The sequence below is a fragment of the Desulfomicrobium aestuarii genome (assembly GCF_055385525.1).
Genome location: NZ_AP042427.1, coordinates 1 through 25,207 on the forward strand (window position 1 = coordinate 1; position 25,207 = coordinate 25,207).

23 protein-coding genes and 1 tRNA gene are annotated in these 25,207 nt (G+C 56.5%); 12 read left to right on the forward strand and 12 right to left on the reverse strand.

The features are described 5' to 3' along the window. Positions 1–186 precede the first annotated feature (186 nt). A complete protein-coding gene (locus ACZ5AC_RS00005) occupies positions 187–648 on the forward strand; it encodes a hypothetical protein (RefSeq protein ID WP_464248927.1) in 462 nt (153 codons plus the stop codon). Positions 649–799: 151 nt separating this feature from the next. After that, a complete protein-coding gene (locus ACZ5AC_RS00010) occupies positions 800–2,140 on the forward strand; it encodes a TolC family outer membrane protein (protein ID WP_464248928.1) in 1,341 nt (446 codons plus the stop codon). A 567-nt stretch (positions 2,141–2,707) separates the two neighbouring features. Here the strand turns inward: ACZ5AC_RS00010 and ACZ5AC_RS00015 are convergent. The 4 genes from ACZ5AC_RS00015 to ACZ5AC_RS00030 all read right to left on the reverse strand — a co-directional run bounded on the left by ACZ5AC_RS00015 (position 2,708) and on the right by ACZ5AC_RS00030 (position 5,869). After that, positions 2,708–3,043 (reverse strand): tetratricopeptide repeat protein, encoded by a 336-nt coding sequence (locus tag ACZ5AC_RS00015; RefSeq protein WP_464248929.1) that lies wholly within the window; start codon positions 3,041–3,043, stop codon positions 2,708–2,710. 176 nt (positions 3,044–3,219) lie between these two features. Further along, positions 3,220–5,370 carry a ferrous iron transport protein B gene (gene feoB, locus ACZ5AC_RS00020; protein WP_464248930.1) on the reverse strand — a complete coding sequence of 717 codons (2,151 nt, stop codon included), beginning with the start codon at positions 5,368–5,370 and terminating at the stop codon, positions 3,220–3,222. Beyond that, positions 5,367–5,624 carry a FeoA family protein gene (locus tag ACZ5AC_RS00025; RefSeq protein ID WP_342663408.1) on the reverse strand — a complete coding sequence of 86 codons (258 nt, stop codon included), beginning with the start codon at positions 5,622–5,624 and terminating at the stop codon, positions 5,367–5,369. The genes feoB and ACZ5AC_RS00025 overlap by 4 nt, the downstream gene beginning before the upstream one ends. Positions 5,625–5,707: 83 nt before the next feature. Beyond that, positions 5,708–5,869: a hypothetical protein gene (locus tag ACZ5AC_RS00030; protein ID WP_464248931.1), complete on the reverse strand. Its 162-nt coding sequence runs from the start codon at positions 5,867–5,869 to the stop codon at positions 5,708–5,710. 76 nt (positions 5,870–5,945) lie between these two features. On the opposite strand from ACZ5AC_RS00030, the gene ACZ5AC_RS00035 reads away from it, so the two are divergent. Continuing rightward, positions 5,946–6,131 carry a hypothetical protein gene (locus ACZ5AC_RS00035; protein ID WP_464248932.1) on the forward strand — a complete coding sequence of 62 codons (186 nt, stop codon included), beginning with the start codon at positions 5,946–5,948 and terminating at the stop codon, positions 6,129–6,131. A gap of 257 nt (positions 6,132–6,388) precedes the next feature. Here ACZ5AC_RS00035 and ACZ5AC_RS00040 read toward each other — a convergent pair whose 3' ends face one another. Continuing rightward, complete coding sequence (locus ACZ5AC_RS00040; protein WP_464248933.1) at positions 6,389–6,727, reverse strand: DsrE family protein; 339 nt, start codon at positions 6,725–6,727, stop codon at positions 6,389–6,391. A 46-nt stretch (positions 6,728–6,773) separates the two neighbouring features. After that, positions 6,774–7,508: an MBL fold metallo-hydrolase gene (locus ACZ5AC_RS00045; protein WP_464248934.1), complete on the reverse strand. Its 735-nt coding sequence runs from the start codon at positions 7,506–7,508 to the stop codon at positions 6,774–6,776. A gap of 47 nt (positions 7,509–7,555) precedes the next feature. Here ACZ5AC_RS00045 and larE point away from each other — a divergent pair, with 47 nt between their 5' ends. After that, positions 7,556–8,398, forward strand: coding sequence for an ATP-dependent sacrificial sulfur transferase LarE (gene larE / locus ACZ5AC_RS00050; RefSeq protein WP_464248935.1), 843 nt, complete (start codon positions 7,556–7,558; stop codon positions 8,396–8,398). Positions 8,399–8,538: 140 nt separating this feature from the next. Here the strand turns inward: larE and zntB are convergent, their stop codons facing one another. After that, complete coding sequence (zntB, locus tag ACZ5AC_RS00055; RefSeq protein WP_464248936.1) at positions 8,539–9,513, reverse strand: zinc transporter ZntB; 975 nt, start codon at positions 9,511–9,513, stop codon at positions 8,539–8,541. A 478-nt stretch (positions 9,514–9,991) separates the two neighbouring features. Here zntB and ACZ5AC_RS00060 point away from each other — a divergent pair, with 478 nt between their 5' ends. Beyond that, positions 9,992–10,924, forward strand: a complete 933-nt coding sequence (locus ACZ5AC_RS00060) for a magnesium transporter CorA family protein (RefSeq protein WP_464248937.1) — start codon at positions 9,992–9,994, stop codon at positions 10,922–10,924. Between the two features lie 1,093 nt (positions 10,925–12,017). After that, entirely contained in the window at positions 12,018–13,769 is a 1,752-nt protein-coding gene (locus tag ACZ5AC_RS00065; RefSeq protein ID WP_464248938.1) for a 7TM diverse intracellular signaling domain-containing protein, read from the forward strand. Between the two features lie 13 nt (positions 13,770–13,782). On the opposite strand, the gene ACZ5AC_RS00070 is transcribed toward ACZ5AC_RS00065, so the two are convergent. The 3 genes from ACZ5AC_RS00070 to ACZ5AC_RS00080 form a co-directional block, all read right to left on the reverse strand. Beyond that, a complete protein-coding gene (locus ACZ5AC_RS00070) occupies positions 13,783–14,409 on the reverse strand; it encodes a LysE family translocator (protein WP_464248939.1) in 627 nt (208 codons plus the stop codon). Positions 14,410–14,538: 129 nt separating this feature from the next. After that, positions 14,539–16,167 (reverse strand): FmdE family protein, encoded by a 1,629-nt coding sequence (locus ACZ5AC_RS00075; protein ID WP_464248940.1) that lies wholly within the window; start codon positions 16,165–16,167, stop codon positions 14,539–14,541. 166 nt (positions 16,168–16,333) lie between these two features. Next, positions 16,334–16,409, reverse strand: a tRNA-Thr gene (locus tag ACZ5AC_RS00080). A 233-nt stretch (positions 16,410–16,642) separates the two neighbouring features. On the opposite strand from ACZ5AC_RS00080, the gene ACZ5AC_RS00085 reads away from it, so the two are divergent. From ACZ5AC_RS00085 to ACZ5AC_RS00110, 6 genes are all read left to right on the forward strand, one after another. Beyond that, complete coding sequence (locus ACZ5AC_RS00085; RefSeq protein ID WP_464248941.1) at positions 16,643–17,824, forward strand: tyrosine-type recombinase/integrase; 1,182 nt, start codon at positions 16,643–16,645, stop codon at positions 17,822–17,824. Continuing rightward, the gene (locus tag ACZ5AC_RS00090) at positions 17,821–18,834 is read left to right on the forward strand and encodes a hypothetical protein (RefSeq protein ID WP_464248942.1); all 1,014 of its coding nucleotides are present in this window, start codon (positions 17,821–17,823) and stop codon (positions 18,832–18,834) included. Before ACZ5AC_RS00085 ends, ACZ5AC_RS00090 begins: the two co-directional genes overlap by 4 nt. A 413-nt stretch (positions 18,835–19,247) precedes the next feature. After that, entirely contained in the window at positions 19,248–19,757 is a 510-nt protein-coding gene (locus ACZ5AC_RS00095) for a YagK/YfjJ domain-containing protein (protein WP_464250635.1), read from the forward strand. Between the two features lie 48 nt (positions 19,758–19,805). Next, entirely contained in the window at positions 19,806–20,207 is a 402-nt protein-coding gene (locus ACZ5AC_RS00100) for a hypothetical protein (protein ID WP_464248943.1), read from the forward strand. 413 nt (positions 20,208–20,620) lie between these two features. Further along, positions 20,621–21,223: a hypothetical protein gene (locus ACZ5AC_RS00105; protein WP_464248944.1), complete on the forward strand. Its 603-nt coding sequence runs from the start codon at positions 20,621–20,623 to the stop codon at positions 21,221–21,223. Between the two features lie 584 nt (positions 21,224–21,807). Continuing rightward, positions 21,808–23,199 (forward strand): IS4 family transposase, encoded by a 1,392-nt coding sequence (locus ACZ5AC_RS00110; RefSeq protein ID WP_464247664.1) that lies wholly within the window; start codon positions 21,808–21,810, stop codon positions 23,197–23,199. A 307-nt stretch (positions 23,200–23,506) separates the two neighbouring features. Here ACZ5AC_RS00110 and ACZ5AC_RS00115 read toward each other — a convergent pair whose 3' ends face one another. Together ACZ5AC_RS00115 and ACZ5AC_RS00120 are read right to left on the reverse strand one after the other, a co-directional pair. Beyond that, positions 23,507–24,862 carry a transposase gene (locus tag ACZ5AC_RS00115; RefSeq protein WP_464247929.1) on the reverse strand — a complete coding sequence of 452 codons (1,356 nt, stop codon included), beginning with the start codon at positions 24,860–24,862 and terminating at the stop codon, positions 23,507–23,509. Between the two features lie 152 nt (positions 24,863–25,014). Then, complete coding sequence (locus ACZ5AC_RS00120; protein WP_464247928.1) at positions 25,015–25,170, reverse strand: (2Fe-2S)-binding protein; 156 nt, start codon at positions 25,168–25,170, stop codon at positions 25,015–25,017. Between the last annotated feature and the right edge of the window lie 37 nt (positions 25,171–25,207).

Here is a 25,207-nt window from a genome sequence, read left to right on the forward strand (position 1 = left end):
AAAAGGGAGGGGCTTTCCCCCTCCCTTTTTGACGGTAACTAGATGTGTTTTAATGGAATGACTGATCTTGGGATTCTTGCTCGCTGGAGTGGCAGGGACAGCGATTTTGGAGTTTTGGGCGTGGCTATCGCCATATGGACAAGCCTGGATATTGAATGAACCGACAGGCAATTGGAGACCACTCCTATGACTGATACAATAAAAATTACATCCTTCGCCGGCCAACCCGTCCCCGACGACGGCCTGGTCGTTCATCCACCACAGGGCGGGGAACTGACCATATGGCCCGACGGAGGCTATGCGTTCATGCCTCCGGAAGGGGGCGTGGTCGTCGACGGGCAGGCGCCTGTGACGACCTATTACAGCTTTGTCATGGAAGACATCGACGGTTCGACCTCCATCGGCACTTTCGCTCTCAATCCGGCGGAGGAAGTGCCCGGGTCGATGGACGACTTTCGGGCGTGGTCGTTGCCGGAGTTGTTGCAGGATGAGGTCGATGCGGCTTTGCTCTTGGAAGGCGGGCAGGATGTGCATGTCGATACCGCCGGCGTCGATGCGCATGGGCCGCTTCTGCATGTGGAGTTCGCGGCGGCCGATTCTTTTGACGACGATCTGACGCAACTAATCATGCAATCGCAGCAATCATGAAGGGTCTTACGGAAATGTAGGGCGGATTTTTTTGTAAAAAAGGGTGCGTAGCGCCCTTTTTTCGTTTACAAAGACTCATAGCGTAGTTACAGGGGCAACAATATCGGAATTCATTCTGAACTCACCGAGACCTCATCAAGGAGAGGAAGTTATGTCCACATCGAAAATCGGTCTTTCCCTCGCATTCGCGATGTTATTGACTGGCAGCGCTGCCTACGCCGAGGACCAGATCACCGTGCAGAAAAGCGTGATCGATACCTTGCGCTACGCCCCTCGCCTGGAAATGATCAAGCAGAACCGCCATGCGGTCGAGCAGGACCTCGAAAAGTCACGGGGCCGCTGGTACCCCAAGGTCGACGTGCGCGGCGGGTACGGCGCGGATTCGTTCCATGACGGGCTCGACAACGGCAACGACTATTCCGAAGACTGGCACGAGCGCTCCGAGCTGGGCGGCTATCTGACCCAGCGCCTCTATGACGGCGGCGAGGCCTCGAGCCAGATCCGCCTGGACGAATCCCGCCTGGAATCCCTGCAGTACAGGGTTTTCGACAACGCCGAATCCCTGGCCCTGGACGCCATCATCGCCTCCCTGGAAGTCTACCGGCAGCGCGAGCTGCTCTTCCTGGCCGAAGAGAACGTCAAGGCGCACAAGGACATCCTGGCATCCCTCAAGGAACGTGAGAAGGCAGGCGCCGGCAGCGTGGCCGATGTGACCCAGACCCAGGCCCGCCTGTCCATGGCCCAGGCCTCCCTGGAAAAGACCCACACCAACCTGCGCGACGCCCTGTATGAATTCCAGCGCCTGACCGGCTACATGCCCGGCCAGATCGAAATGACCCCGTACCCGGCCGACAAGCTTCCCGGCACCCTCGAAGATATGACCGCCCAGGCCAAGGCCGGCAACCCCAAGATCAGCGCCGGTACCCAGGACGTGAACTCCGAGCAGGAACGCGTCAACGCTGCCAAGGCCAACTACCACCCCTATGTCTACGGCGAGCTGTCCTCGCAGTACTCCGACGGCGTGCAGGATTCGGAAGACTGGGAACGCACCGACGCGGCCATGCTCCGCTTCAACTGGAACCTCTACAACGGCGGGTCCGATGTGGCCGCGACCAAGGCCGCCAAGGCCCGCAAGCGCCAGAGCCAGGCCGACCTGGAAGACCTGACCCTGGCCGTCGAGGACGAAACCAAGGTCACCTGGGCGCAGTTCAACTCGGCCCAGAAGGAAGTGGCGGAATACACCGAGGCCGTGAAGCAGAACCGCGCCACCAAGGAAGTCTACCTCGAACAGTTCGGCGTGGCCCAGCGCAGCCTGCTGGACGTGCTGGATTCCGAGAACGAAGTCTTCCAGTCCTCCAACCAGCTGGTGACCTCCTCGGTCAACGAGCACATCGCTGCTTACAAGCTCATGGCCCTGTCCGGTTCCCTCATCAAGAACCTGGGCGTGGACCCCGAACTGTACAAGAGCGCCGCCCGGAACCAGGAAGACTAACCGCTTTTGCCCAGGCACACCAAAGGAGGCGCAAGCCTCCTTTTTTTATGAATTTTTCCGATTTTTGCGGCGTGTATGCATATACCCATGGACGAGCGGTCAGCGCCATGGTAGGCGCTGGTGCGTTCCGGCCGTTCGTGAAGGCTGATGACCGTCACGGATGCCACGCGCTGATCATTAATTTTTTTTCACTCAATATATCCATGGGTTGTCGCCTTGGGGCCGAGTGGGCGCAGACGCGCCTACGAGGCCGGCGAAGGCTGGGGCTGATACAGAATTGTCCGCAACATTGAAGGAGGGGAACGTGCTGGCAGATTTTGGAAAGAAACTGATTTTGGGGCTTATCGCCGCCGCCTGCGTGGTCGGCGTGCACGCAGCCATGATCTCTTCCGTGGCGGGATGACGTTTCACAGCATTCCGCCAGACGATATATTCCGCGCAGTTAAGACGCGCGACGAAGACCCCGGGCCGACAAGGCTCGGGGTCTTCGCGTATGGATGGCAATGAGGAAGGGGGGCAGGACTGTGCGCCTGCCGCCCCGTGCGGAGGGAGGATGGCGAGACGTTGTTACGCGGCCAGGCTGTCCCTGTTGGCTGCGATGCGGGCGTAGAGCCAGTTGTCCGTACCCACGTGCCCGGCGACGATGCGCAGGGACGAGGACAGGCAGCGTCTGGCCTGGAGGTGCCTGTTCTGCTGGGCGTAGACCAGGGCCAGGCTGTTCAGGATCTTGGCCTTCATCATGGGCATTCCGGCCCGGCGCAGGCCGCCCATGGCCGTCTTGAGCAGGGCTTCGGCCTCGCCCGCCCTGCCGTCGTTGGCCATGGCCATGGCCGTCTTGCATTGTTTGGCGGCCTTGATGGCCGGGTGGCTGCATCCGGAACAGGGAGAAAACAGCGGGGTCATGGTGCCTCCTTGATGTGCGATTGGCTGACTGGTGAAAAACTCAAACTATACAGGCCGTTCAAAAATGGTGAGATGCAAGGACGCAAAAAAAGCCAGGGCGCGCAGTGTACTCTCGCATACATGAGCGGTCTGGCTTTTTTCGCTGACGCAGCAGATTGCCGTTTTGGGGCGGCCTGTTAGAGGGCCGAGCCGAATTGATAGATGCCCGTGGATACGCCGAAGGCCAGGACCGTGTTGAAGGTCACGGAGAAGGCCGCCCATTTCCAGCCCAGCTCCCGGCCGATGACGGCCACGGTCACGAAGCAGGGCGCGTAGAGGAGCACGAAGGCGATGAGGCTCGCGGCCGTCCACACGCTCCAGGCCGGGTCGGTGCGCAGCTGTTCCGAGAGGCCCGCGCTTTCCTCGGGGTCCACCTCGCCCAGGGAGTAGGCCGTACCCAGGGTCGAGACGATGACTTCCTTGGCCGCGAAGCCGCCGACCAGGGCGATGTTGGTCCGCCAGTCGAAGCCCGCCAGGCTGGAGACGGGCTCCAGGGCCGTGCCGATCCGGCCCGCCACGGAGGCGCGCAGTTCCTGCTGGGGCTGGGCGTTGTCCACCAGGGTCAGCGCTTCGCTCCTGGCTTCGTCGGAATCCCAGACCGAGGCCTCGATGCTGACACGCTGGGCGTCGAATTCCGCGATCGTCTCCTCGGACGGGCCCGGGAAGGTCATGGCCGCCCAGAGGAGGATGGAGATGGCCAGGATGACCGTGCCGGCCTTCTTGACGTACTGCCAGACGCGCTCCCAGGTGTGCAGGCACAGGCCCTTGAGGGTGGGCATGCGGTAGGGCGGCAGCTCCATGACGAAGGGGGTCGCCTCGCCCTTGATGATGGTCGAGCGCAGGAGACGGGCCGTGAGCAGGGCCATGACCCATCCGCCCAGGGTGATCCAGAACAGGGCGCTGGCGCCGGAGTTCGGGAAGAAGGCCGCGGCCAGGAGCAGGAAGACCGGCACCTTGGCGCCGCAGCTTAAGAAAGGCGCCGTCAGGACCGTGGCGATCTTCTCCTTGGGGCTTCTGAGGGTGCGCGCGGCCATGACGCCGGGCACGGCGCAGCCGCCGGGGATGCCGCCGGAAATGATGAAGGGCATGACCGAGCAGCCGTGCAGCCCGAAGACGCGGAAGACGCGGTCGAGCATATAGGCCATGCGGGCCATGTAGCCCGAGTCCTCCAGGAAGGACAGGAAGAAGAACATGATCATGATCAGCGGCGTGAAGCCGAGCACGCCGCCCACGCCGTCGATGATGCCCGAGACCACCAGCGAGGCCAGGAGCCCTTCGGGCAGGATGGCCGTGGCCGTGTCGCCGAGCCAGCCGAAGAAGGCCTCCAGCCAGCCCATGGGCACCTCGCCCAGTGCGAAGGTCAGCTGAAACATGCCGTAGATGATGGCGAACATGAGTACCGGGCCGGCCAGGCGGTTTGTCAGGACGCTGTCGAGCCTGTCCGTCAGGTCGAAGCGGGCCCGGGACGTGGGCCGCGTGATCACGCCGTCCTTGAGCAGGGCCGCGATGAAGCCGTAGCGGTAGTCGGCGATGATGGCCTCGGGGTCCGCGTCGAGGGTTTTGCGGCAGTGTTCTGCCAGGCCGGCGGCCATTTCCCGCAGGCGGTCGTGCACCTGGGGCGACGCCGCGCCCTGGGCCATGACCTCGGCGTCGTTCTCGAGGTACTTGAGGCCGACCCAGCGGGCGGGGTAGCGGCCTTCCAGAAAATTCGAGGATTCGATGAGGGCCTGCATGCGGTCCAGGGTTTCGTCCAGGTCGTGCCCGTAGGATATGCGCAGGCCAGGGTGCGGGGTCCTGTCGCGCATGGCCTTGCGGGCCTCGGCCAGCAGGCTGTCCCGGCCCTCGCCCGTGCGCGCGACCATCTCCAGGATGGGGGTGCCCAGCAGCGCGGACAGGCGCTTGGTATCGATGGTCACGCCCTTGCGGCGGACCTCGTCCATCATGTTCAGGGCGATGATGGCCGGCGTGCCGAGCTCCAGGATCTGGAGCACGAGGTAGAGGGAGCGCTCCAGGTTGGTCGCGTCGAGGACCGTGACCACCGCGTCGGGGCTCGTGTCCACGAGGAAGTTGCGGGCCACCAGCTCGTCCTGGGTGTAGGCCGTCAGGGAGTAGGTGCCGGGCAGGTCGACCACGGTGATGTCCGTGTCCTCGATGCGCAGCCGCCCTTCGCGCTTCTCGACGGTGATGCCGGGGTAGTTGCCGACATGCTGCCGGGCGCCGGTCAGGTTGTTGAAAAGGGTCGTCTTGCCGGAATTGGGGTTGCCCATGAGGGCCATGGTCGCGTTCATTGCAGGGTTTCTCCGTTTTCGCCGACGCGGACGGTGATCAGGTCGGCCTCGTTGTTGCGCAGGGTCAGGGTGAAGTCGCGCAGGCGCAGGGCCACGGGGTCTTTGAGGGGCGCGCGGCCGACGATGGTGACGGCGGTCCCGGGCACGAGGCCCATGTCGCGGATGCGCCGCCCCAGCTCGCCCGTCGCGCTGACGGAGAGGATGGTTCCGGACTGGTTTTCCTGCATGTGTCTGAGTGGGATGGAGAGAAACATGGGGACTCCTGAATTAGATATGGCTAACTATGTGCGTAAAAAAAGGCCTCTGCGACGAGAGGCTGATTGTCGTGGGACTGCGGTCAGTCTTTGCGGGATGGGCACGAGCCGTCGGGCCTGGGTTGGATCTCCCCGGAGCAGCCCGAACAGCCGCAACACCCGCCACTCTTCTTCCGGAAACGGGAGACCAGGTATATCCCTGCGACGAGAATGACGCCGATGGTGACGAGAAGGTCGAAATTCATGGTGGCTCCGTAAAAAGTTTGTCTTGATGAACTCTTTATGAGGTCGAGAGAGGGGAAGTCAATAGAAAAGTTAGGCATGGTGAAAAATATCGAATGCCATTTCCAAGCCATCGGCGAAAGGGAGGAGTGCGAAGGACATCATCGCGGAGGGGGAGAAGATGTGGCCCGCGTCGGCGAGAAAATGCGCCGTCGCTCTGGGGCCATGGCCGATGCGGCGGCCGATTCCAGTCTGATGAGACGATGTGTCACCTACAAAAAATGACGATCTCGAATTTCTGTGGGTGATTCCGGGATTGATGAAGCACATGGATCCCCGTCTTCACGGGAATGACGCGGGGCGTGGCGGACGTGCGGTTTGTCATTCCCGCGCAGGCGGGAATCCATGTATTTGGTCATTCGAGGACCATGGATCCCCGTCTTCACGGGGATGACGCGGAGGCATGGTGGACGTGCGGCTCGTCATTCCCGCGCAGGCGGGAATCCATTCCTTTCCGCGTTCTTGCTGCGATTTCGCGTGATTTACGGCTTGATGTAGGCGCAGCCCTGCTGCTGGAGCTTGATCAGGGCGACGACGCCGGCCGGGATGGGAGAACAGCCTGGGCAGAGGGCGTCTTCGGGGATGTCGAAGGCGCGCAGGGCGTTCTGGCAGACGAAGATCATCACGTCTTTGTCCAGCAGACCCTTGACACGGCTCAGGTGCTCTTCGGCGAAGTCGGCACGGAAGAATTTCACCGCCGGGCCGTTGACCACGAGGTTGATGCGGGCCTCGGGTTTGGCCGTGCGCAGGTTTTCCATGTTGGTCAGTGCGATGCGCAGAATTTTTTCCTCGTCCAGGTCCAGGTGGAAGACGACCTTCATCGGGCACTCCTTATTCGCGGTTGCATGTCCGCGTGATGCATACGATTCAACGGCTCAGATTGCAATTGCGCAGGTTGTCCAGGTGGGTCGAGACATAGAAGGGCGCGGCGTCCGGCGGGAGCGGCAGGGGCCGGTGCCGGCGCAGACCGTCGAGGTAGGCTACGGTCCGTTCGATGATCTCCGTGCCGCCGCACGGGCCGTGCGAGGGGATGACGGTGCGTATCCGCGTGTCCGCGCGCCAGCGTTCGAGCTCGTCGATCCAGCCGTCGAGATCGCATCCGCGGGGCACGCAGGGGCAGGGCAGTTCGACGGTGTCCCCGGCCAGCAGGAGGTTCAGTTCCGGCACCAAGGCCACGACGGCGTCGGGCGTGTGCCCGGGAAGGGCCCGCAAGGAGACGGTGACGCCGCCGAGGTCGAGGTCCAGGCTGTGCTCGAAGGTGATGTCAGGGGTCAGCAGCCGGACGGCGTCCCACTTTCCGGGACTCGCGTTCCGAAGCTCGGTGAGGGCCGCCGGGGCCTCGGTCTGAAAGCGCTTGACGGCCGCCCGCTGGGCGATGATCAGTGGGGAGGCGAAGGCGCCCGTGCCCAGGATGTGGTCCCAGTCCGCGTGGCTGTATACCACGATGGGCGGCGCGTCCGCGCAGGCCCCGGCGAAAGGGGCCATGTCGTCGGGATGGGTCAGGGTGTCCCAGACGAGGCGGCGCTTGGAGCCCTGGAGGAGGACGCTGCGGACCCGGAAGTCCCCAGCGTCGACTTCATGGATGACTGGACTGGTGTGCATGCGGTTTTTGTACGGATTTTCGTGCCGGCAGGGAAGGGGAGGCGGTCATGACGGATGAGTGCACGAACACGGGCCTGGCGCCCAAGGACGATGCCGCGCGGCGATGGGACATGCTCCTGGACCGGCTGCGCGGCTTGGGCCGGCTGACCATAGCCTTCTCCGGGGGCGTGGACAGCCGCTTTCTGGCTTACGCGGCCTTGTCCGCCGGGATGGTCCCGGAGCTCGTCCATGTGCGGGGCCCCCATGTGGCGCCGGCCGAAACCGCCTACGCCCTGCGCTGGGCCCGGCGTCAGGGGCTTGAGGCGCGCGTCCTGGACCTCGACCCACTGGCCCTGCCCGAGGTTGCGGCCGGCGACAGGGAGCGCTGCTACGCCTGCAAGTCCTTCCTGTTCCGCCGGATCGCGGATTGCGCCCGCGGGGCGCTGTGCGACGGCTCCAACGCCTCGGACGCCGCGCAGTATCGGCCCGGTCTGCGCGCCCTGCGGGAGCTAGGCGTAATGTCCCCACTGGCCGAGGCGGGCCTGGCCAAGGACGACATCCGCGGGTTCGGCCGGCGGACGGGCCTGGAGTGGCCCGACCAGCAGTCCAGGGCCTGCCTGTTGACCCGGCTCCCCTACGGGATGTCCCCGGAACGGGGACTGCTGGCGCGTCTGGCCGAGGGCGAGCGGGTTGTGGAGGGCATTCTGCATCAGGCCGGGCTTACGGACGCACCGTTTCGCCTGCGCGTCCGCGACACGGACAGTTATGAACTGCATGTGGCCGCCGCGTCACTGTCCGTGAACGTGATTGAACAGCTGATCGGTACGCTTCGCGACCTCGGCTTTCCATCCAGTGCGGTACGCTGCATGAGCGCTGTCAGCGGCTATTTCGATGCGACAAGCCCCGCATGAAATTCACATCCCTGAGCTTGCACAGCGTGGCGCAGTGATGTTAGATGCAGGACGAGACGATTGATCAGTTCCGTTGCGTGCGCGTCATGGTGGCGCCGCGCTCCTATCCATGCTTGGAGTGATCAGTCGTCTCTTTTTTTTCAGAGCCAGCGGTTGCGCTTGAAGATGATGACGATGCCCACGGCCACCGCCATCGTTCCCAGACAGAAGGCCGCGAACCCCATGGGGCTCTCCGCGCCGGGAATCCCGCCCACGTTGATGCCGAAGAGCCCCGTCAGAAACCCCAGGGGCAGAAAGACGACCGTGACCACGGACAGCAGGAACATGCGCCGATTCAGCTTTTCCGAGAAGTGATTGACGAATTCCTCGTGGGCCAGGGCCGCGCGTTCGCGTACGGCGTCCAGGTCCTCGATGTGGCGGATGAGTTCGTCGGCGGTTTCGCGGATGCGGAAGTGGTCGTCGGTGCCCATCCACGGCACGCGCTCCGTGACCAGCCGCGAGAGGGCCTCGCGCTGTGGGCCGAGATAGCGGCGCAGAGCCACGGCCTCGCGGCGGACGTCGGCCAGAATCTGCCGCGTTTGGGGCTGCGGGTTTTGCAGGAGCTGTTCCTCAACGTCGGCCATGCGGTCTTCGAGTTCCTCGATGACGCCGCCGATGTTCTCCGTCATGCGGGCCAGGAGTGTGACCAGGAACTCCCCGCAGTTGCGCGGCCCCGAACCGGCCTCCAGGTCGGCCTGGATTTCCTTGACGGATTTGAGCTGGCGCTTGCGCGTGGAGATGATGCGTCCGTCCTCGATCCACAACCTGATGGAGACCATGTCCTCGGGCTCGGCGCCGGGATTGAGGTTCACGCCGCGCAGGGTCAGCAGAAGCCCGTTCTTGTGGTGCAGCACCCGCGGGCGAGTCTCCTCGTCGCAGAGGGCCTCGGCCACGGGCGTGTCCAGCAGGCCCGAGCCGAGAAGCCACGTGCGGGCCGTCTCGTCGGCGTAGTTCAGGTGCAGCCAGGGCAGGCCTTGCGCCTGGGGCAGGCTGTCGCCGGGTTGCCAGGGCAGGCGCTCGCCGCGTCCCTGCCCGTCAAGGGACCAGAGGCTGCTCGGGATGGGGGATGGGTCCATGTCAATCGCTGCCGAAGGGTAAAAAATGGTGAAGGATTGCCGAGGGTTCTGCTGCGACTTTGGCATTGCTTTTTGGCCCTGGCAAGCGTAAAGGCGAAGCGTCTCACGTATGATGATCCGGGCATCCCGCCCGGACGAATGAACAGGAGAACAGACAGTGGATTCTGGCGACAGTTGCGGCCCTAGGCCCTGCTTCCGACATTTCAATCTTTTCTGCCGAGCCCCCCGTCCCCACGCCTGATCAGGCCGCCTGACGGAGCCTCGGCGTTCCGGCAGGTGGACCATGTTTTCAATCTTTCTTTCCCGTCGCCTGGCCTTCCGGCATCTTTTCGTCCGGACCGGCCGGGCAGTGACTGCCGCGGGTCGCGCCGCGGACCCCTACTCGCGATTTCCTGAACGGTCTTAGGCATCCGGGCCCGCCCTGCGTCAAGCGGGTGCGTCCGCCAGCGCATCTTCAGCCACCGCAAGGAATCGCATCATGATCACCATCCGCAAGACCATCGACGGGAAACTCGTTCCCATCGACCATCTCGACTTCGACTGCTGGGTCAACCTGATCAACCCGTCCCAGGAGGAACTGCAGCGGATCTCCATCCTGCTGGGCGTGCCCCTGGACCACCTCTCGGACCCTCTCGACGCCGACGAGCGCGCCCGCATCGAGATGGAGGACGGGGTGCTTCTGCTGGTCATCCGCGTGCCCCTGGAGAACGAGGGCGACGCGCGGGTACCGTACCAGACCCTGCCCATCGGCGTGGTCATCACGCCCACGGCCGTCATCACCGTCTGCCGCTCGGGCCGCGACCTGGTCACGGAGCTCCTGAACGGCCGCACGCGCATCGTGGACACGGCCCAGCGCATGCGCTTCGCCATCCACCTCATGCAGCGCACGGCCCTGCAGTACCTGCACTGCCTCAAGGACATCAACCGCCGCTCCGACGTCATCGAGCAGCGTCTGCAGGCCTCCACGCGCAACCAGGAGCTCGTCGACCTCCTGGGCATCGAGAAGAGCCTCGTCTACTTCGCCACGTCCCTCAAGGCCAACGACATCATCATGGACAAGGTCCTGCGCATGCGCAGCGTCCAGCTCTCCGAGGACGACTCGGACCTGCTGGAGGACGCCATCACCGAGAACCGCCAGGCCATCGGCATGACGAGCATCTACAGCGACATCCTGTCCGGGACCATGGACGCGTTTGCTTCCATCATCTCCAACAACATGAACACGGTCATGAAGTTCCTGACCGGGTTCACCATCATCATGATGATCCCCAACATCGTCAGCGGCATCTACGGCATGAACATCCCCCTGCCGTTCCAGGCCGAGGCCCACGCCTTCTCCATCGTCTCGGCCATCACTGCCGGGGCCTGCCTGCTGGCCTGGATGGTCTTCATCAAGAAGCGCTGGCTCTAGGCGACCGCCCAGAAAACGTTCTGGACTGCGTTGCTCCCCGATTTTGAAGGGCTCATGTAGACGGCTACACCTCACCCTTCAAAATCGGCTCGCGCCTTGCCAGAACGCTTTCTGGACGGTCGCCGGCGACTTAAAGAAGAAAACGTTCTGGACTGCGTTGCTCCCCGATTTTGAAGGGCTCATGTAGACGGCTACACCTCACCCTTCAAAATCGGCTCGCGCCTTGCCAGAACGCTTTCTGGACGGTCGCCGGCGACTTAAAGAAGAAAACGTTCTGGACTGCGTTGCTCCCCGATTTTGAAGGGCTCATGTAGACGGCTACACCTCACCCTTCAAAATCGGCTCGCGCCTTGCCAGAACGCTTTCTGGACGGTCGCCGGCGACTTAAAGAAGAAAGCGTTCCGGACTGCGTTGCTCCCCGATTTTGAAGGGCTCATGTAGACGGCTACACCTCACCCTTCAAAATCGGCTCGCGCCTTGCCAGAACGCTTTCTGGACGGTCGCCGGCGACTTAAAGAAGAAAGCGTTCCGGACTGCGTTGCTCCCCTATTTTGAAGGGCTCATGTAGTCGGCTACACCTCACCCTTCAAAATTTGGGAATCGGCTCGCGTCCCCTCCATTGCCGGAGAAGCTTGCTTCACACTTCGAATACCCCTGGATTGCCGCGCTTCGCTCGCAATGACTTGGGTGTCAAATCGTCATTGCGAGGAGTCTTCGACGTGGCAATCCATGCTTTTCCGGGGCCTTCTTCGTCCCGCCGCGAGGATTTTGCGGGACAAGGCCCTTGTCCTTGAGCGTGGTCGGGATTACATTTCAATATCTCGAAACGAATGAACGTAGCGCATTCTTCATCAAGGAGGCCGAGGGGTTGCTGGTGGTTGTATGCAGGAAACCAGGACATGTGATTGCCCTCTAAAATGTCTTGCGCTGAGAGTTCCATGTCCGTTCATGTCAAAGGTTGAGGGGCGCTATGCTGCATATATCCTGGACAAAAACACGTAATACATCGGCTTTTATCCGTGCTTTGTGCATGCAGTGCATCGTGTTTTGCCTTGTCTTGCTCTCCGTTTCCGGTTTGTGCGGCGAACTTGTCGTGGGCAATGAGCCCAGTTACCCTCTCTCCCAGGCCGTCACGAGCCTCGAAGATCCAGATGGGCAACTGACAGTCGAAGAGGTGGCCGAAGCTTCCGCGCAGGGGCGCTTCGTCCCGCTGGGGCCGGATTCGCGGCAGACCAATTTCGGGCTGACCCACTCCGCGTTCTGGCTGCGGGTGTCCCTGCTCAGGGGACCGGATGCCCCTGCGGACTGGCTGCTGGAGGTGGACTACCCTTCCCTGGACAGCGTGGAACTCTACCTCCCGCGGGAGGGCGGCTTCGACCGCCAGGTCTCCGGGGACCTGCTGCCCTTCGCGGCCCGCCCTGTGGAGCACGTCAGCCATGTCTTCCCGGTCAGCCTCCAAGATGCCTCACCCCGGGTCATCTTTCTGCGAATCCAGTCCCAAGGCACCGTCAGCGCGCCTTTGCGCCTCTGGCAGCCCGAGGCTCTCTGGAAGAGCGATCACAGGAAATATGCGGCCCTGAGCCTCTATTTCGGCATGCTGGCGGGTTTGGCTCTCTACAACCTCCTGCTGTATCTGTCGCTTCGAGACAGGATCTATCTTCTCTATGTCCTGTTTGTGGCGTTCATGGCCCTCGGACAATCAGCCCTGACAGGGTTCGGCGCTCAGTTCCTTTGGCCGAACCTTGCGTGGTGGACCAATGTCTCACTGCCAGTGGGTATCGGCTTTACGGGCATTTTCGCGACGATTTTCGCACGCGAGTTTCTTTCCACGGCCACAAAGCTCCCTCGTCTCGACAAGGGAATGATGCTGCTCGTCATCTCCTTCGCGATGTGCGTTCTTTTTTCGTTTTTTCTCCCGTACTGGATTCCGGCATGGCTCATCAACATCATCGGCGTGCTTTTTTCCGTGTACATCGTTCTAGTCGGCATCGTCAGCTACAAGCGCAAACACCCCGGCGCCCGCTACTTCATCCTCGCCTGGACACTGCTGCTGCTGAGCGCCGCGGTGCTCTCGGTGCACAACATGGGCAAGCTGCCGTCGAACCTGCTGACGACCAATGCCCTGCTCATCGGTTCCGCCTTCGAGATGCTCCTGCTGTCCTTCGCCCTGGCGGACCGCATCCATGCGGCCAGGCAGGAAACGGCCCTGGCCCAGGCAGAGGCCATCAGTGCCAAGCAGGCCATGGTCGACACGCTGCTCGAGACGGAGCGCATGCTCGAATGCCGTGTGACCGAGAGGACGCAGGAACTGGTGCAGGCCAATGAACGTCTCAAGGAGAAGGAGGAGCAACTCAGGCATCTGGCGCACTTCGACGCCCTCACGGGGCTGCCCAACAGGAAGCTTTTCACCGATCGCATGGATAGCGCCCTCAAGCGGGCGCGCCGCAATTCCGCACGGCTGGCCCTGCTCATGGTCGATCTCGACGACTTCAAGGCCATCAACGACACGTACGGCCACTTTGCCGGGGACATGGTCCTCGTGGAGGTGGCCAGGCGTTTCGAGCCCCTGCTCCGCGACACGGACACCGTGGCGCGTCTGGGCGGGGATGAGTTTGTCGTCATCGTCGAGTCGCCGGAAGACCGCTCGGCGGCTGAGGTGGTCGCGGCCAAGGTCGTGCGGGCCATGCGCGAGCCCATCGAACTGGGCGACGGGCAGGAGGTCCGTGTCGGGATGAGCGTCGGTGTGGCGCTTTACCCGGACGACGCCCGCAACGCGCGCGGGTTGATGGTCCATGCGGACCAGTCCATGTACCGGGTTAAGGCCGGGCGTCGTCAGGACGCCTGACTGCGAAGAGGCCTCAGCGGTCCGCCCAGACCAGACGCAACCCCAGCAGCACGAGGACGGCCCCGGCGCCCTTGTGCAGCCAGGCCGAGAGGGACGGGCGCGCGGCCAGGCGGGTGTTCAGAGCCCCGGCCCCCAGCGCCACAAGGCCGAAGCCGAGCATGGTCAGGACGACGAAGGTCAGCCCCAGGATCAGCATCTGCATGGCCGGGTTTCCCTGGGCCGGGCGCACGAACTGCGGGAAGAAGGCCAGGAAGAAGATGGCCACCTTGGGGTTCAGGAGGTTGGCCAGGACGGACTGGCGGAAGATGAGCCGGGCCGTCTTGTGCTCCCCCGCCGGGTTCAGGGCCAGGGCTGGGTCGGCGGACCAGAGCTTCCAGCCGATATAGATCAGGTACATTCCGCCGGCGATCTTGACCGCCGTGAAGGCCACGGCCGACGAGGCCAGGATGGCCGAGAGCCCGAAGACGGCCAGCAGGGTGTGGCCGATGTTGCCCAGGCTGAAGCCCAGGGCCGCGGCCAGGGCTGCAGTACGGCCCTGGGCCACGCCGCGGGTCAGGACGTAGATGATGTCCGGGCCGGGCGTGAAGATGAGGATGAGCGACGCGAGGCTGAAGAGGGCAAGCTGGTCGATGCTGATCATGAGTGCTCCGGGGTTGATCCAGGGTCGATAATCGATGACCCGGCCAGGGGCAAGACCGACTGCCCGACGAAAAAAAAGAATCCCCGCCGGCGCAAGCAGGCGGGGATTCGTGTCGTCATGGTTCGCGGACTATTTGGCAAAGGTGCACTTGGGGTAAGTGCACGTGTTGCACTGCAGGCAGACGCCGCCCTCAGCCAGCCGGGCCAGGTCGCGCCGCGTGATGGGCGCGCCGGCCAGCAGGCGCGGCAGGAGCACGTCCAGGCTCGTGGTCTTGAAGAACAGTGCGCAGGCCGGCACGCCCAGGACCTGGGCCTGGCCGATGCGGCCCACCAGGGTCATGGCTCCGGGCAGCAGGGGGACGCCGTGCAGGGCGTCGGTCAGCCCGGCGTCCTCCAGGCCGCCGCGGGTCACGTCGTCGGGGTCCACGGACAGGCCGGCCGTGGTCACGATGAGGTCCGCGCCCAGGCTCAGGAGCTTCTTCACGCCGTCGGCGATGGCCTGGCGGTCGTCGGGGGCGAATTCCTCCCCGATGACTGTGGAACCCAGGGCCTCGGCCTTGGCGCGGATGATGGGCGCGAATCGGTCCTCGATGAGGCCCTGGAAGACCTCGGTGCCCGTGACCAGGGTGCCGATCCGTGCCCGGCGCAGGGGCAGGATGGACAGGAGCGGGGTTTCGCCCAGGGCGGCCAGGGCCCGGCTGAAGTTTTCGCGCGAGAGGAAGAGGGGGATGGCCCGGGTCCCGGCCACGAGGCGGCCTTCCTCGACCAGCGCGTACTGCTGGCGCGTGGCGCACATGACGTGGGGCACGAGATTGAAGCGCTCCAGGGCCTCCAGGTCCACCTGCAGCAGGCCCGCCGACGCGGCATGGAAGTCGATCTTCCCTTCACGCGGAGTGTCCGAGCAGGCGATCCCCTCCCCGGCCATCCTTTTCGCGAAGGCCAGGGCCGCGTCGTTCTCGTGGATCCAGGCGCCTTCCGGCAGGCTCTCGTCCTGGACGTAGACGGTGTTTCGGCCCATCTGCTGCAGGCGGCAGACGTCCCCGGCCGTGATGGTCTGGCCGGCGGTGAACTCGGCGCCCTTGCTCTCGCCGGCCACGATGCGCGTCATGTCGTGCAGGGCCTTGCGGCCCACGGCCTCGGTCACGGGCACGCGCGTGGGGCGGGCGATTTCGCAGGCGGCCGCCGCAGCCCCGGACTCGACGTAGGGCGCCTCGCCCTGGCAGCCGCGGCAGATGGCCCCGTCGCTGACCGGGTAGGCCTCGCGGCAGACCGGACAGGCCTCGATGCGGGTCATGTGCGCATGTCCGAGCAGGCGCGGCTGGACCGTGACCTTTTCCAGGCGCAGGATGCCGTCCCCGGCGTCCTCGATCTCGCGGAAAAGGGCCTCGGTGTCCTGCTCCTTCTTGGGCGTGAGCTTCAGGAACCAGCCCTTGATGTTGGGCCAGGCTTCGAGCTTGTCCAGGTCCACGCTGACGCGAACCCCCTCGCCCGTGTACTTGTCGAACAGGGACACGGCGTAGCGGCCGAGATTGACGATCTTCATCCAGTTGTTGCCGGTGCTGCACAGGGTCAGGAGCTGCACCGCGTCGGGCAGGCATTTCTTGCTTTCGACCACGGCCTCGAAGAGGATGCCCGCAGGCAGGGCGGCCTTGGCCATCTCGACCATGTACCCGCCGATCAGCAGCCCCGGGGCCGGGTAGCCGTGGAACGCGGCGGCCCTGTCCTTGAATTCCTGGAAGGTGTATTGTCCAATATTCATGAATACCTCACGATTTGAGAAAGTTTCGTGACCGGGAAGACCTAGCAGGCGTGGCGGCAAAAGAGAAGCTTGTGAAAAAGATTCGTAGCGCGGCGGTGCTTCGGGGCCTCCCATCGGCTGGCGCCCCAAAACAAAAAAGCCGGTCGCGATGACCGGCTTTGATGTCTGGAGCCCACAAGCAGGATTGAACTGCTGACCTCGTCCTTACCAAGGACGCGCTCTGCCGACTGAGCTATGTGGGCTTGTGTCTGGTCGGGATGAGAGGATTTGAACCTCCGGCCCCTTGAACCCCATTCAATTCTTGTATGGTGGATTGGGATGGGTTGGGAAGGTATTTGTCATTTAATATTGGGAAGATGAGGTTTTAAAGTTTCCCAATGCTTCCCAATGTGAGATTGTGTTTCCATCAAAAAAGTGGCACAAAAGTGGCACAACTGGATTGCCAACGCCGTATTGTCTAGCCGGAGAATTTCTGATGGAAGAGAAAGTTGAAAGAAAATGGGTGAGGGTTGAAAGAGGGATTCGTTACCGCGAGCACCCTTCTCGAAAGCATGGTCTCAAACCGGACAGGTACTATATCCTGCGCTACATAGTCGATGGTGTAAAACGGCAAGAGGCGCTTGGCTGGGCATCTGAAGGAGTAACCTTGGAAAAAGCTCGGATCGAATTAAGCAGGCTCAAAGAAGCAAATCGATTAGGCGAAGGACCGCGAACTTTGGCCGAAAGGAGGGATTTGGCGAAAATTAAGAAAGCTCAAGAGGATGCGTTGCGGTTGTTGGAACTCAGAAATTCCATGACGTTTTCCGAGTTCTGGGAGCGGTATTACTGGCCAGCCCAAGGGCATAAGGCGGATGGAAGCTTGGTCGCAGAAAAAGCTCTTTATTCCAAATGGATTGTGCCTGTACTTCGGGATAAAGTTCTGTCGCAAATTTCTGCGAACGATGTTGAGCGAATAAAAATAGCAATGTCCCGAGCAAAGAAAGCACCATCAAGTATAAAGTACGTGATGGCAATTATTTCACAAGTTTGGACACTTGCAACAAGAGACTGCTATGTCACAGAAAAATGCCCTGTTCGTCAAATTTCTCTGCCAAAAAAAGATAACAAAAGGCAAAGATATTTGACAAAAGTTGAATCTTTGAAATTATTAAGCGAACTGCAAAAACATTCTCCAGTTGTTTACGAAATGGCATTATTAGCTCTTGATTGTGGTTTGAGATTCGGAGAAATTTCTGCTTTAAAGTGGAATGACTGCAATTTTTCAAATGGTGTCATGCTGATACGTGATCCGAAGTCATCAGTAAATCGATTTGCATTTATGACAGATCGTGTCCGAAAAATGTTAGAAAAATATGAAAAAAAGGAAAATGGGCTAATATTCGTTGATAAATATGGAGGTCGCGTAGCAAGAGTGTCAAATACATTTCGTAGAATTGCTGACGAGATGTTTAATGAAGGGATAAAAGATTCACGTATGAGGGTGTGTTTTCACACGTTACGCCATACTTTTGCTTCTCGACTGGTTCAGAATGGAGTATCTTTGTTTGAAGTAAAGGAGTTGTTAGGACATTCTGATTTTTCTATGACTCAAAGATATAGCCACCTCTCTCCAGAGGGATTACAGCGAGTGGTTAAAATTCTTGATGGTGATTTATGAGTAATGTAAAGAAAATCGATGAAGAGTTTATTAAAATCGCAAAAGATGCTGCTGGGATATATTTTTGGGAGTCTGAATATTGGAAGCGTAAATTTTTATTAGACAATGAAGGCAGTATAGATTCGATTAAATCTGATATATGTCTTTTGAATGAATATTTTGACGAATTAGCAAGTTCTGTTGATAAAAAAAATCCGATCATGTATCCGTTGACTCCAATAAAGATAATGCAAAGAGAATTTTATAGAAAAGCCAATAATGCTCAAGTGGTATACGGAGACAATGAAAAATTAATATCCAGCTTGTTGCTGACGTTGCAAGAAAGAGAATTTCCTGACGATATAGATAAAATTCTCAAGAAATTTAATCACTTGAGTTTTTGCTATCATTATTATGTCGATGATTTGATTGCTCCTGCGGATATGGACGAATTGGCCCCATTAATATTGGATGATAGTAGCTCGCTTCCTCCAGCGCCATGTCCTTTTCACCACAAGGATGCTGTTTGTGAGATTAGCGAAAATGTATATCGAAGCGGTTTTTCGGTTCATAGTGATGAAAAGATAAACATATTAACCGTTAAGGGTGAGTTTGAATGCGATTTTATGGCGTTAATAAATTTTAGACATCGAAAATTTAATTATAGCGATGTTGTCAATACATTTCGAAAACAATTGGCATACTTAATATACTGTCAAAAGGGGTTCGGTAATTTGACGGATGAAGAAAAAAAAGATCTTATATATACGTTTAAATCAGATGCTGGGAAGGGATATGGTTCAGAATTTATAGTTTCACGGGCAGTTGGGTTGTGGCTTTGGGATTATAGATTTAAGAATAAAGATATTAAAACGAGCATAAAGATTTTTAGAGAAATAGAGAATACGAAGTACCATAAACATTTTGATGTGAAAAATTTAAATTCTCACAGTGGTGTTTATGCAAAATTAAGTAGAATTTTGGACAAGACTAATCGATGTGTTGAGTCAGGAAAAGTTTTAGGGTTGTAATATTTTTGCGTTTACGGTTGAGTGATCTTGTTTTCCTGCTTCGACACAAGCCGAAGCAGGATTTTTTTTGTGTAACTTTTGACACCCCTTATATCATATGCGTTTATTAAGTCTGACAGATTGCTATAAGTATAATAGTAATATCCTTATTCTATTTATATAGTAATTAATATATATTAAATATATATAGAAAGAATTATTAGAATATTCATTTCTTAAACACAAAAAGAAATACAGTATGCGATACGATACGATATTTTTCTAGGAAAATTAAAATTTCTTAACTCAAGGAGGGCTCTTATGTGTTAATCAGTGGTGGTGTATTCAATGGCTTGAATGTGAACTGTGGTCGTAATAACCAGTTCGAATTAAGGGATGACATTTTGGAAGCGATTGATTCGAGACTTCGCTTTATGACAGAATGCCATCCCTTTGTTTTGATCCTTCGATATGACCTGCGTTTTCCTCAGTATGCCCAGTTTCAGGATTATAGGCATGCGCTTCAGAACTTCATGAATTCCTTCTCTGTCTATCTCAAAAGACGAAATATTCACTACCATTATGTTTGGGTCAAAGAAATTGAGAGCAGTGTAAATCCTCATTATCACTGTGTCTTCATCATTAGTGCTGGTCAGTACAGTTCTTACTTTTTGACATGTGAGGCTCAGAACATTTGGTCAAGGATTTGTTCTGAGTCTTCCGGTTACGCTTCTGATTCGCTTTTGCATTGTTGTCCGCGAATACTTCGTGATGGATCTTTTCAATGGGATGTGCTGATTTCCAGAGATGATCCAAATTTTGAAGTCGAGCTCAGAGACATTTTTTATTGGCTAAGTTATCTGGCAAAGATTAATACGAAAACTTTAAATCCAGGGAGGGGCAATCGATGGTGGGGAAGTTCTAGATGTGACTTGTGTGGCTAGTGTCTCAAATGTTTGTTCTTTATTCACAATTAATTGGAGGTAGTTGGTATGTCTGATTCGAATAATTTATTTGCTGCTGTTGTCAGTTCTTCCAATCCTGCTGAGATAGCTGATTATGTCCGCGAATTTGAGGACGGCTTGGCTGTTTACATTCATCAGAAGTGCAATGATCTGAATATAGCGAATGTTAAACAGACCTTAGAGGCTTTTTTGCATGAGACGACGGGTAATACTGTTATTGCTAAATCGGAGGTCATTTTGATGGATGGTCGTCATGTCTCTAGTCTCGGTTACGCGAATGCTCAGAACTTTCAGACGAACAATATCGAGTTGTTATCGTCTCTGGCTACCGCTGACTCTTTTGTCAAAGTAATATCTTCTATCGAGTCCTTTCCAGATCCCGGTCGGAATGTCCCTGAAGTGCCGGTTCGTCGTTCCACGAACATATAGGTGGCGAGTGCTGCTCCTCAAACTATTTTGCTAATCGTCTTCAAAAAGACATTCCTTTCGATATCTCCCAATTTTTCTTAAAACATCTGTAATAACTAATAAAATTGCTCTTAGCATGGCGATTCTATTGCTGTTCAGTTGAAGTTTACTGCTTTGAGGAATTCCAGTCCTTTTTGCAGTAATCTTTGTCGCGGAATTAATTGGGAAAATTTTATTTGATGGAAACTAAAGGCTGGCACCGCGTACTTCTAGCCTTTTTTGTCCTTAATGGTCAGGGCCAGAACTAGCATACCGGGTTACTCCATGACCGTGGAGACGTGGCGCTTTTGTGTATTATCCACGCCAATTTGGTGTCAAAAAAATTTATTTCAGAGGATATCGATCAGAAGATTGCTATCCTCGTGAGGTTTATCATGTCTAGCAATTACGATGATTTTAGTGGCGATGTCTCTCCTGTTTCCAATGATTCTTCTGCTGATTCTAAGTTGACCGACTTCATTTTACGCAAGGCTCAAGAGTTGAAGATTCGTAAGGTAGGGCAGGATATGCCGATGGCTCCCACGGAACGTAATGGTTTTACGGTCGTGACAAAGACCACTGTTGTCCTTGATGATCAACGTGAGTTCACGAAGCTCAATTGTATTTGTGGTCAAAAGCGAGGGATTCAGGATATCGAGATGCTGGTCTATGAATCCCTTGCTCGGTCCACTGCGCAGGCCATCGGATTGGTGGAACACCTGCCTGCTGCTCCGACGGTGGTGGAAACTCCGCCTGTGGCAAGTAGATTTGTTCCTGTTGGAGCTCCTCAGGAACAGAAAGTCTACAATCATCGTCGTGACAAACCTATGTCTCCAAAACAGTTGAAGACTATTCGAGACATGGCTAAACAGAAGCTATTGCATCCTGAAACTTTTGTGAGTGACAATATGAGTAGCCGAGAGTTGAGTAAGTTGAACAGCGCAGAGGCTAACGAGGTTATCCAAGCTCTAATGAAAGTGAGGACATTCAAGAATTAGATAAATAAGGGCAATTACTTTTGATTCTCTGCTTTTACTCCTTCCTTCTGCCTTTCCCTTTACAACACTCCGAATTCATTGTGTTGGCATAACATTTTTCATTGGTATGCTGATAATTCTTGCTATTCAGTAGCATTCTATTGCCATGGGATTTTCCGATCTTCTAATGCAAAGTGATGTTGCGAAAATAGCATCGACTGGTTGACGTGTCACAATAGCATAAAGTGGGTAGTTAATCGCGTAACTATCCGCTTCAGTTGCCCGATTAGAGCAGTCAAAATTCTAATACAAGAATAGATATATGATCAATTGATTTCTTATTGCTTGTGCCTGTTAAGTCACAACTCCATTAGATGTTTGTCTATTAAAAATGAGAAAGGCTGGCAGTAAGTGATAATCTGCCAGCCTTCATTGCCCCAATGGACTAAAAACATCAGATATTTTACTCGACTTTCGGGGTTGTTAGCAAAGTCGCTGAAAAAGAAATCTATCCGGAATAATTGAATATTTCGATTGAGGGAATCCCCCTTCTGTAGTAGTTCTTTTGTTACCACACACAAGAACGTCAAAAAAAGGATTCCCGCATGCAAACTACAAATAATGCCATCGATTTGCAACTCATTAAAAACGAGTGTGAGAGCAGAATCGATTCGTTTTTCAGTCAGTTCGGAATTGCGACCATTGCGCGAAATTCAAGCATCAAGAAAGCAAGAGGATATTCTGCTTTGACTATTCTTCTGAACATCTTTGTTCTTCCGTTTATCGGAAAGAATATCTATCGAAGCATCGTCATCAATCCAAAAAGCGATGTCGGAAAAGATGCCATCTATGAGTTCATGCGCTCAAGCAATTTCGGTTGGAGACGATTCTTGCTCAAACTGGCCTTTGGCATTCATGAATTCATTGACGGGTTGACCAGTAAAGATCGCGAATCCGTGCTTATTCTCGATGATTCCACCATTGAGCGCCCCAGATCGAAGAAGGTTGAACTGCTGGCCAAAGTTCATGACCATACGACTGGGCGATTCCTCAAGGGTTTCAAGTTGCTCACCCTGGCATGGTCCGATGGATCGACCCTGTTGCCTCTCGACTTTGTGCTGCGCTCTTCTGCGAACAAAAATCAACGATACCAGGAGGTTTCTAAAGATCTTGATAAGAGATCATGCGGCGCACGGCGGCGCCAGGAGGCTGTGACCAAATCCACGGAACTGATCGAACCCATGATCGAGCGCGCACTGAAAGCTGGCATCAAGGCCAAGTTCCTGCTCATGGACAGTTGGTTCGCCATGCCTGCCCTGATTTCCGAGGTTTGCAAGCACATCCCCGTCATCTGCATGGTCAAGCGCACTCCCAAGGTCCACTACATCTTCGAAGGACAGGTGGTGGACGTGACGCAGATTTACAGCCAGATCCGAAAACGTAGAGGCAGGGCCAAGATCCTGGCCAACGCACAGGTTGAGTTCAAGGGCGGCCTCAAAGCCAAACTCGTCTTCGTGCGGAACAAGCACAAGAGAGACTGGCTGGTCTTGCTTACCACTGACCTCATCCTTGCCGATGAAGACGTTGTCCGCATTTACGGCAAGCGCTGGGACATCGAAGTGTTCTTCCGCACGGCCAAGCAGCACTTGGAATTGGAGAAAGGCTGCCAGGGCCGGGACTTCGACGCTCTCATTGCTCACACGACCATCGTGATGACCCGATACATCTTCCTGAGCATCGAGAAACGCAGGACGGAAGATCCAAGAACCCTCGGCCTGCTGTTCCATCGTTGCTGCGAGGAGGCCGAGGACTGCACTCTTGTCAAAGCACTGTGCCAAATCCTAGGCATCACCCTGGAAAACCTAAAGAAGCTTGGCGAAGCTCAGAGCCAGGCAGAACGCATACTGCTTGAGGCATTTCAAGAAGGAATGCGGAGTTTGGGGCGCAATTTCGATTATATCTTCAATGAACAAAGGTTGTTAGCTGCTAATGGCTAACCCCGAAAGTCGAGTATTTTATTCGCTATGTTGAGCTGGCGAAGTTATTTTTCTTTCGATTTTTGTTATCGATATGGCATCTGAGGGCACCTTTATGACCTTCGACGCGTCGATTTTTTGGTTTAACCCAATGAATTTATTGAGAATATTTTCAATGCTCATTTTTAAGTCGACCATTTCGTTGCTTAGTGAGCTCAATTCCTGAAATTTGTCTTCAGCGGCCATCTTCGTGAAGTACTCTTGCATTGACTGAATTTTCTTGCGGTGAAGATCTGCGCCTTTTAACAGCCCGTTGATTTATTCATGATCAACACCGCTCGACGGTAATCTGAGTTCCGACGAATTCTTCGCCGGTCTCGCTCTTCATCTCGACTAAAATCATCGAAACGACCATCCATCCCCAAGCGAAAACAAAAATTTGCGCTGAATTGAGGTAAAAATACCCCTTCGGGGTCCCGAAACCTATCAACTGGCGCATCAGCAGGCCGAGATTGAACCCGGCTACGCACAGGAGATATCGTTTGTGGACGTTTTCCTGCCCACGAAGGTGCGTTCGCCGCATTCCTCCACGATCGAGCACATGCTGGAAACTTCGCTCGACCAACTCCGTTCTTCGCTTTGCCAACTCGCGCCCTGTGGATGACTTCAGCCGAGCGCGGTTGTTGTAAACGGCCCGCCGCGCCTCGTGGTCACCCTTCCAGTTGTACAGCCCGTTCGCCTTCGGCTCAGCGATCCTTGTCTTCCAGACTCCACCATCCAGCTCTTTCACTACTTCCCGAGAATGGTAGCCTTTGTCCGCAATGACTTCCGTCGGGGCCGTGGTTATCGGCGTACAACCGATGTCGGAAAGATTCTTCCTGGCGGATTCCAGCGTCTTGTCGATCGTCGTCGTATCCCCTTGGTCGGCCTTGTGGATGTCGGCGGAAACAATCGCTCCGGTGTCCAGATCCACGGCGTGCTCGGGCTTGTAGGCGAGGTGAGTACGACCGTCCTTCATCTTGGTGATACGCGCGTCCTCGTCGCTCTCCGACTTCCAGTCCTTGTTCGAAAGCTTCTTTCCCTTGCGCTTGCGATCCATGCGAGCCAGTTCTTCACGGGTCGGCGTTTTAATCCCACTGTCCTTGGCAATGCGCTCAAGCATCTGCTGGTATGTTTCGCCTGTATCCCGGCGCACGATCGAGCGCATGGCCGCGTTGGCTTCCATGGTCGAAGCGTCGATTCCGAGACGCTCCCCAACTATCAGGCCGGACTTGGTCAGCGCCTGCAACACCCAGCCGAATACTTCCTGATGGATTTCCAAGGGCAACCGTTGCCGGATTCTGCTCAGGCTGGAGTGATCTGGAACCCTCTGGGTCAGGGAGAGTCGCAGAAACTTTCGCAGCGACAAGGAGTCGGAACACCGCCACTCAAGCCCGCGCTCGCTCTCGATTCCCTCGAAATAGCCAATCAAGTGCATCCTGAAATATCTACCTGGAGGAATGGATTTCCTGCCAGGACCGGACGCATAATACGGTTCACAGAGCTTCTCGACAAAGCGGTCAAAGCCGCCCTTGATCAAGACAGACTGCAAGCGGTCATAAAAAACGTGTCCAGGCGAGCGCGGTAAATCCGCACACATGACAAACACCTGACTCTGATCATCACCCTGGTTGCCAAGTCCCATAACAGCTCCTTGTTCATGGCAACCTTCTATATTTTTGAGATTTTTTCAATATATAAATAGTTTCGTATATAAGAAAATCATTTGTTAAAATTTGGCAAGATGCTTGTCTTGTTTAAAATTTTGTCCGCCAACTGACGAACGTCTGAAAGACATCAGCGACCTTTCGGATTTTTTTCAGCACACTGGCATCCGCCAGCCTTTTTTTCATTCATAATACGTTCAAAAATTGTAGATTTTCCGTTTTGAATAACATCCTGCTCGATATCATCTGATGTATAGCTAAAACAATAGCATACGAGTTCTGACATAATCAAACTCCTTAAAGAATTTTTTTGATGAATGCAT

Coding starts and splice junctions, on each gene's coding strand:
- ACZ5AC_RS00005 (WP_464248927.1), top strand. CDS start 187: ATGACTGATACAATAAAAATTACATCCTTCGCCGGCCAACCCGTCCCC.
- ACZ5AC_RS00010 (WP_464248928.1), top strand. CDS start 800: ATGTCCACATCGAAAATCGGTCTTTCCCTCGCATTCGCGATGTTATTG.
- ACZ5AC_RS00015 (WP_464248929.1), bottom strand. CDS start 3,043: ATGACCCCGCTGTTTTCTCCCTGTTCCGGATGCAGCCACCCGGCCATC.
- feoB (WP_464248930.1), bottom strand. CDS start 5,370: ATGAACGCGACCATGGCCCTCATGGGCAACCCCAATTCCGGCAAGACG.
- ACZ5AC_RS00025 (WP_342663408.1), bottom strand. CDS start 5,624: ATGTTTCTCTCCATCCCACTCAGACACATGCAGGAAAACCAGTCCGGA.
- ACZ5AC_RS00030 (WP_464248931.1), bottom strand. CDS start 5,869: ATGAATTTCGACCTTCTCGTCACCATCGGCGTCATTCTCGTCGCAGGG.
- ACZ5AC_RS00035 (WP_464248932.1), top strand. CDS start 5,946: ATGGTGAAAAATATCGAATGCCATTTCCAAGCCATCGGCGAAAGGGAG.
- ACZ5AC_RS00040 (WP_464248933.1), bottom strand. CDS start 6,727: ATGAAGGTCGTCTTCCACCTGGACCTGGACGAGGAAAAAATTCTGCGC.
- ACZ5AC_RS00045 (WP_464248934.1), bottom strand. CDS start 7,508: ATGCACACCAGTCCAGTCATCCATGAAGTCGACGCTGGGGACTTCCGG.
- larE (WP_464248935.1), top strand. CDS start 7,556: ATGACGGATGAGTGCACGAACACGGGCCTGGCGCCCAAGGACGATGCC.
- zntB (WP_464248936.1), bottom strand. CDS start 9,513: ATGGACCCATCCCCCATCCCGAGCAGCCTCTGGTCCCTTGACGGGCAG.
- ACZ5AC_RS00060 (WP_464248937.1), top strand. CDS start 9,992: ATGATCACCATCCGCAAGACCATCGACGGGAAACTCGTTCCCATCGAC.
- ACZ5AC_RS00070 (WP_464248939.1), bottom strand. CDS start 14,409: ATGATCAGCATCGACCAGCTTGCCCTCTTCAGCCTCGCGTCGCTCATC.
- ACZ5AC_RS00075 (WP_464248940.1), bottom strand. CDS start 16,167: ATGAATATTGGACAATACACCTTCCAGGAATTCAAGGACAGGGCCGCC.
- ACZ5AC_RS00085 (WP_464248941.1), top strand. CDS start 16,643: ATGGAAGAGAAAGTTGAAAGAAAATGGGTGAGGGTTGAAAGAGGGATT.
- ACZ5AC_RS00090 (WP_464248942.1), top strand. CDS start 17,821: ATGAGTAATGTAAAGAAAATCGATGAAGAGTTTATTAAAATCGCAAAA.
- ACZ5AC_RS00095 (WP_464250635.1), top strand. CDS start 19,248: ATGACAGAATGCCATCCCTTTGTTTTGATCCTTCGATATGACCTGCGT.
- ACZ5AC_RS00100 (WP_464248943.1), top strand. CDS start 19,806: ATGTCTGATTCGAATAATTTATTTGCTGCTGTTGTCAGTTCTTCCAAT.
- ACZ5AC_RS00105 (WP_464248944.1), top strand. CDS start 20,621: ATGTCTAGCAATTACGATGATTTTAGTGGCGATGTCTCTCCTGTTTCC.
- ACZ5AC_RS00110 (WP_464247664.1), top strand. CDS start 21,808: ATGCAAACTACAAATAATGCCATCGATTTGCAACTCATTAAAAACGAG.
- ACZ5AC_RS00115 (WP_464247929.1), bottom strand. CDS start 24,862: ATGGGACTTGGCAACCAGGGTGATGATCAGAGTCAGGTGTTTGTCATG.
- ACZ5AC_RS00120 (WP_464247928.1), bottom strand. CDS start 25,170: ATGTCAGAACTCGTATGCTATTGTTTTAGCTATACATCAGATGATATC.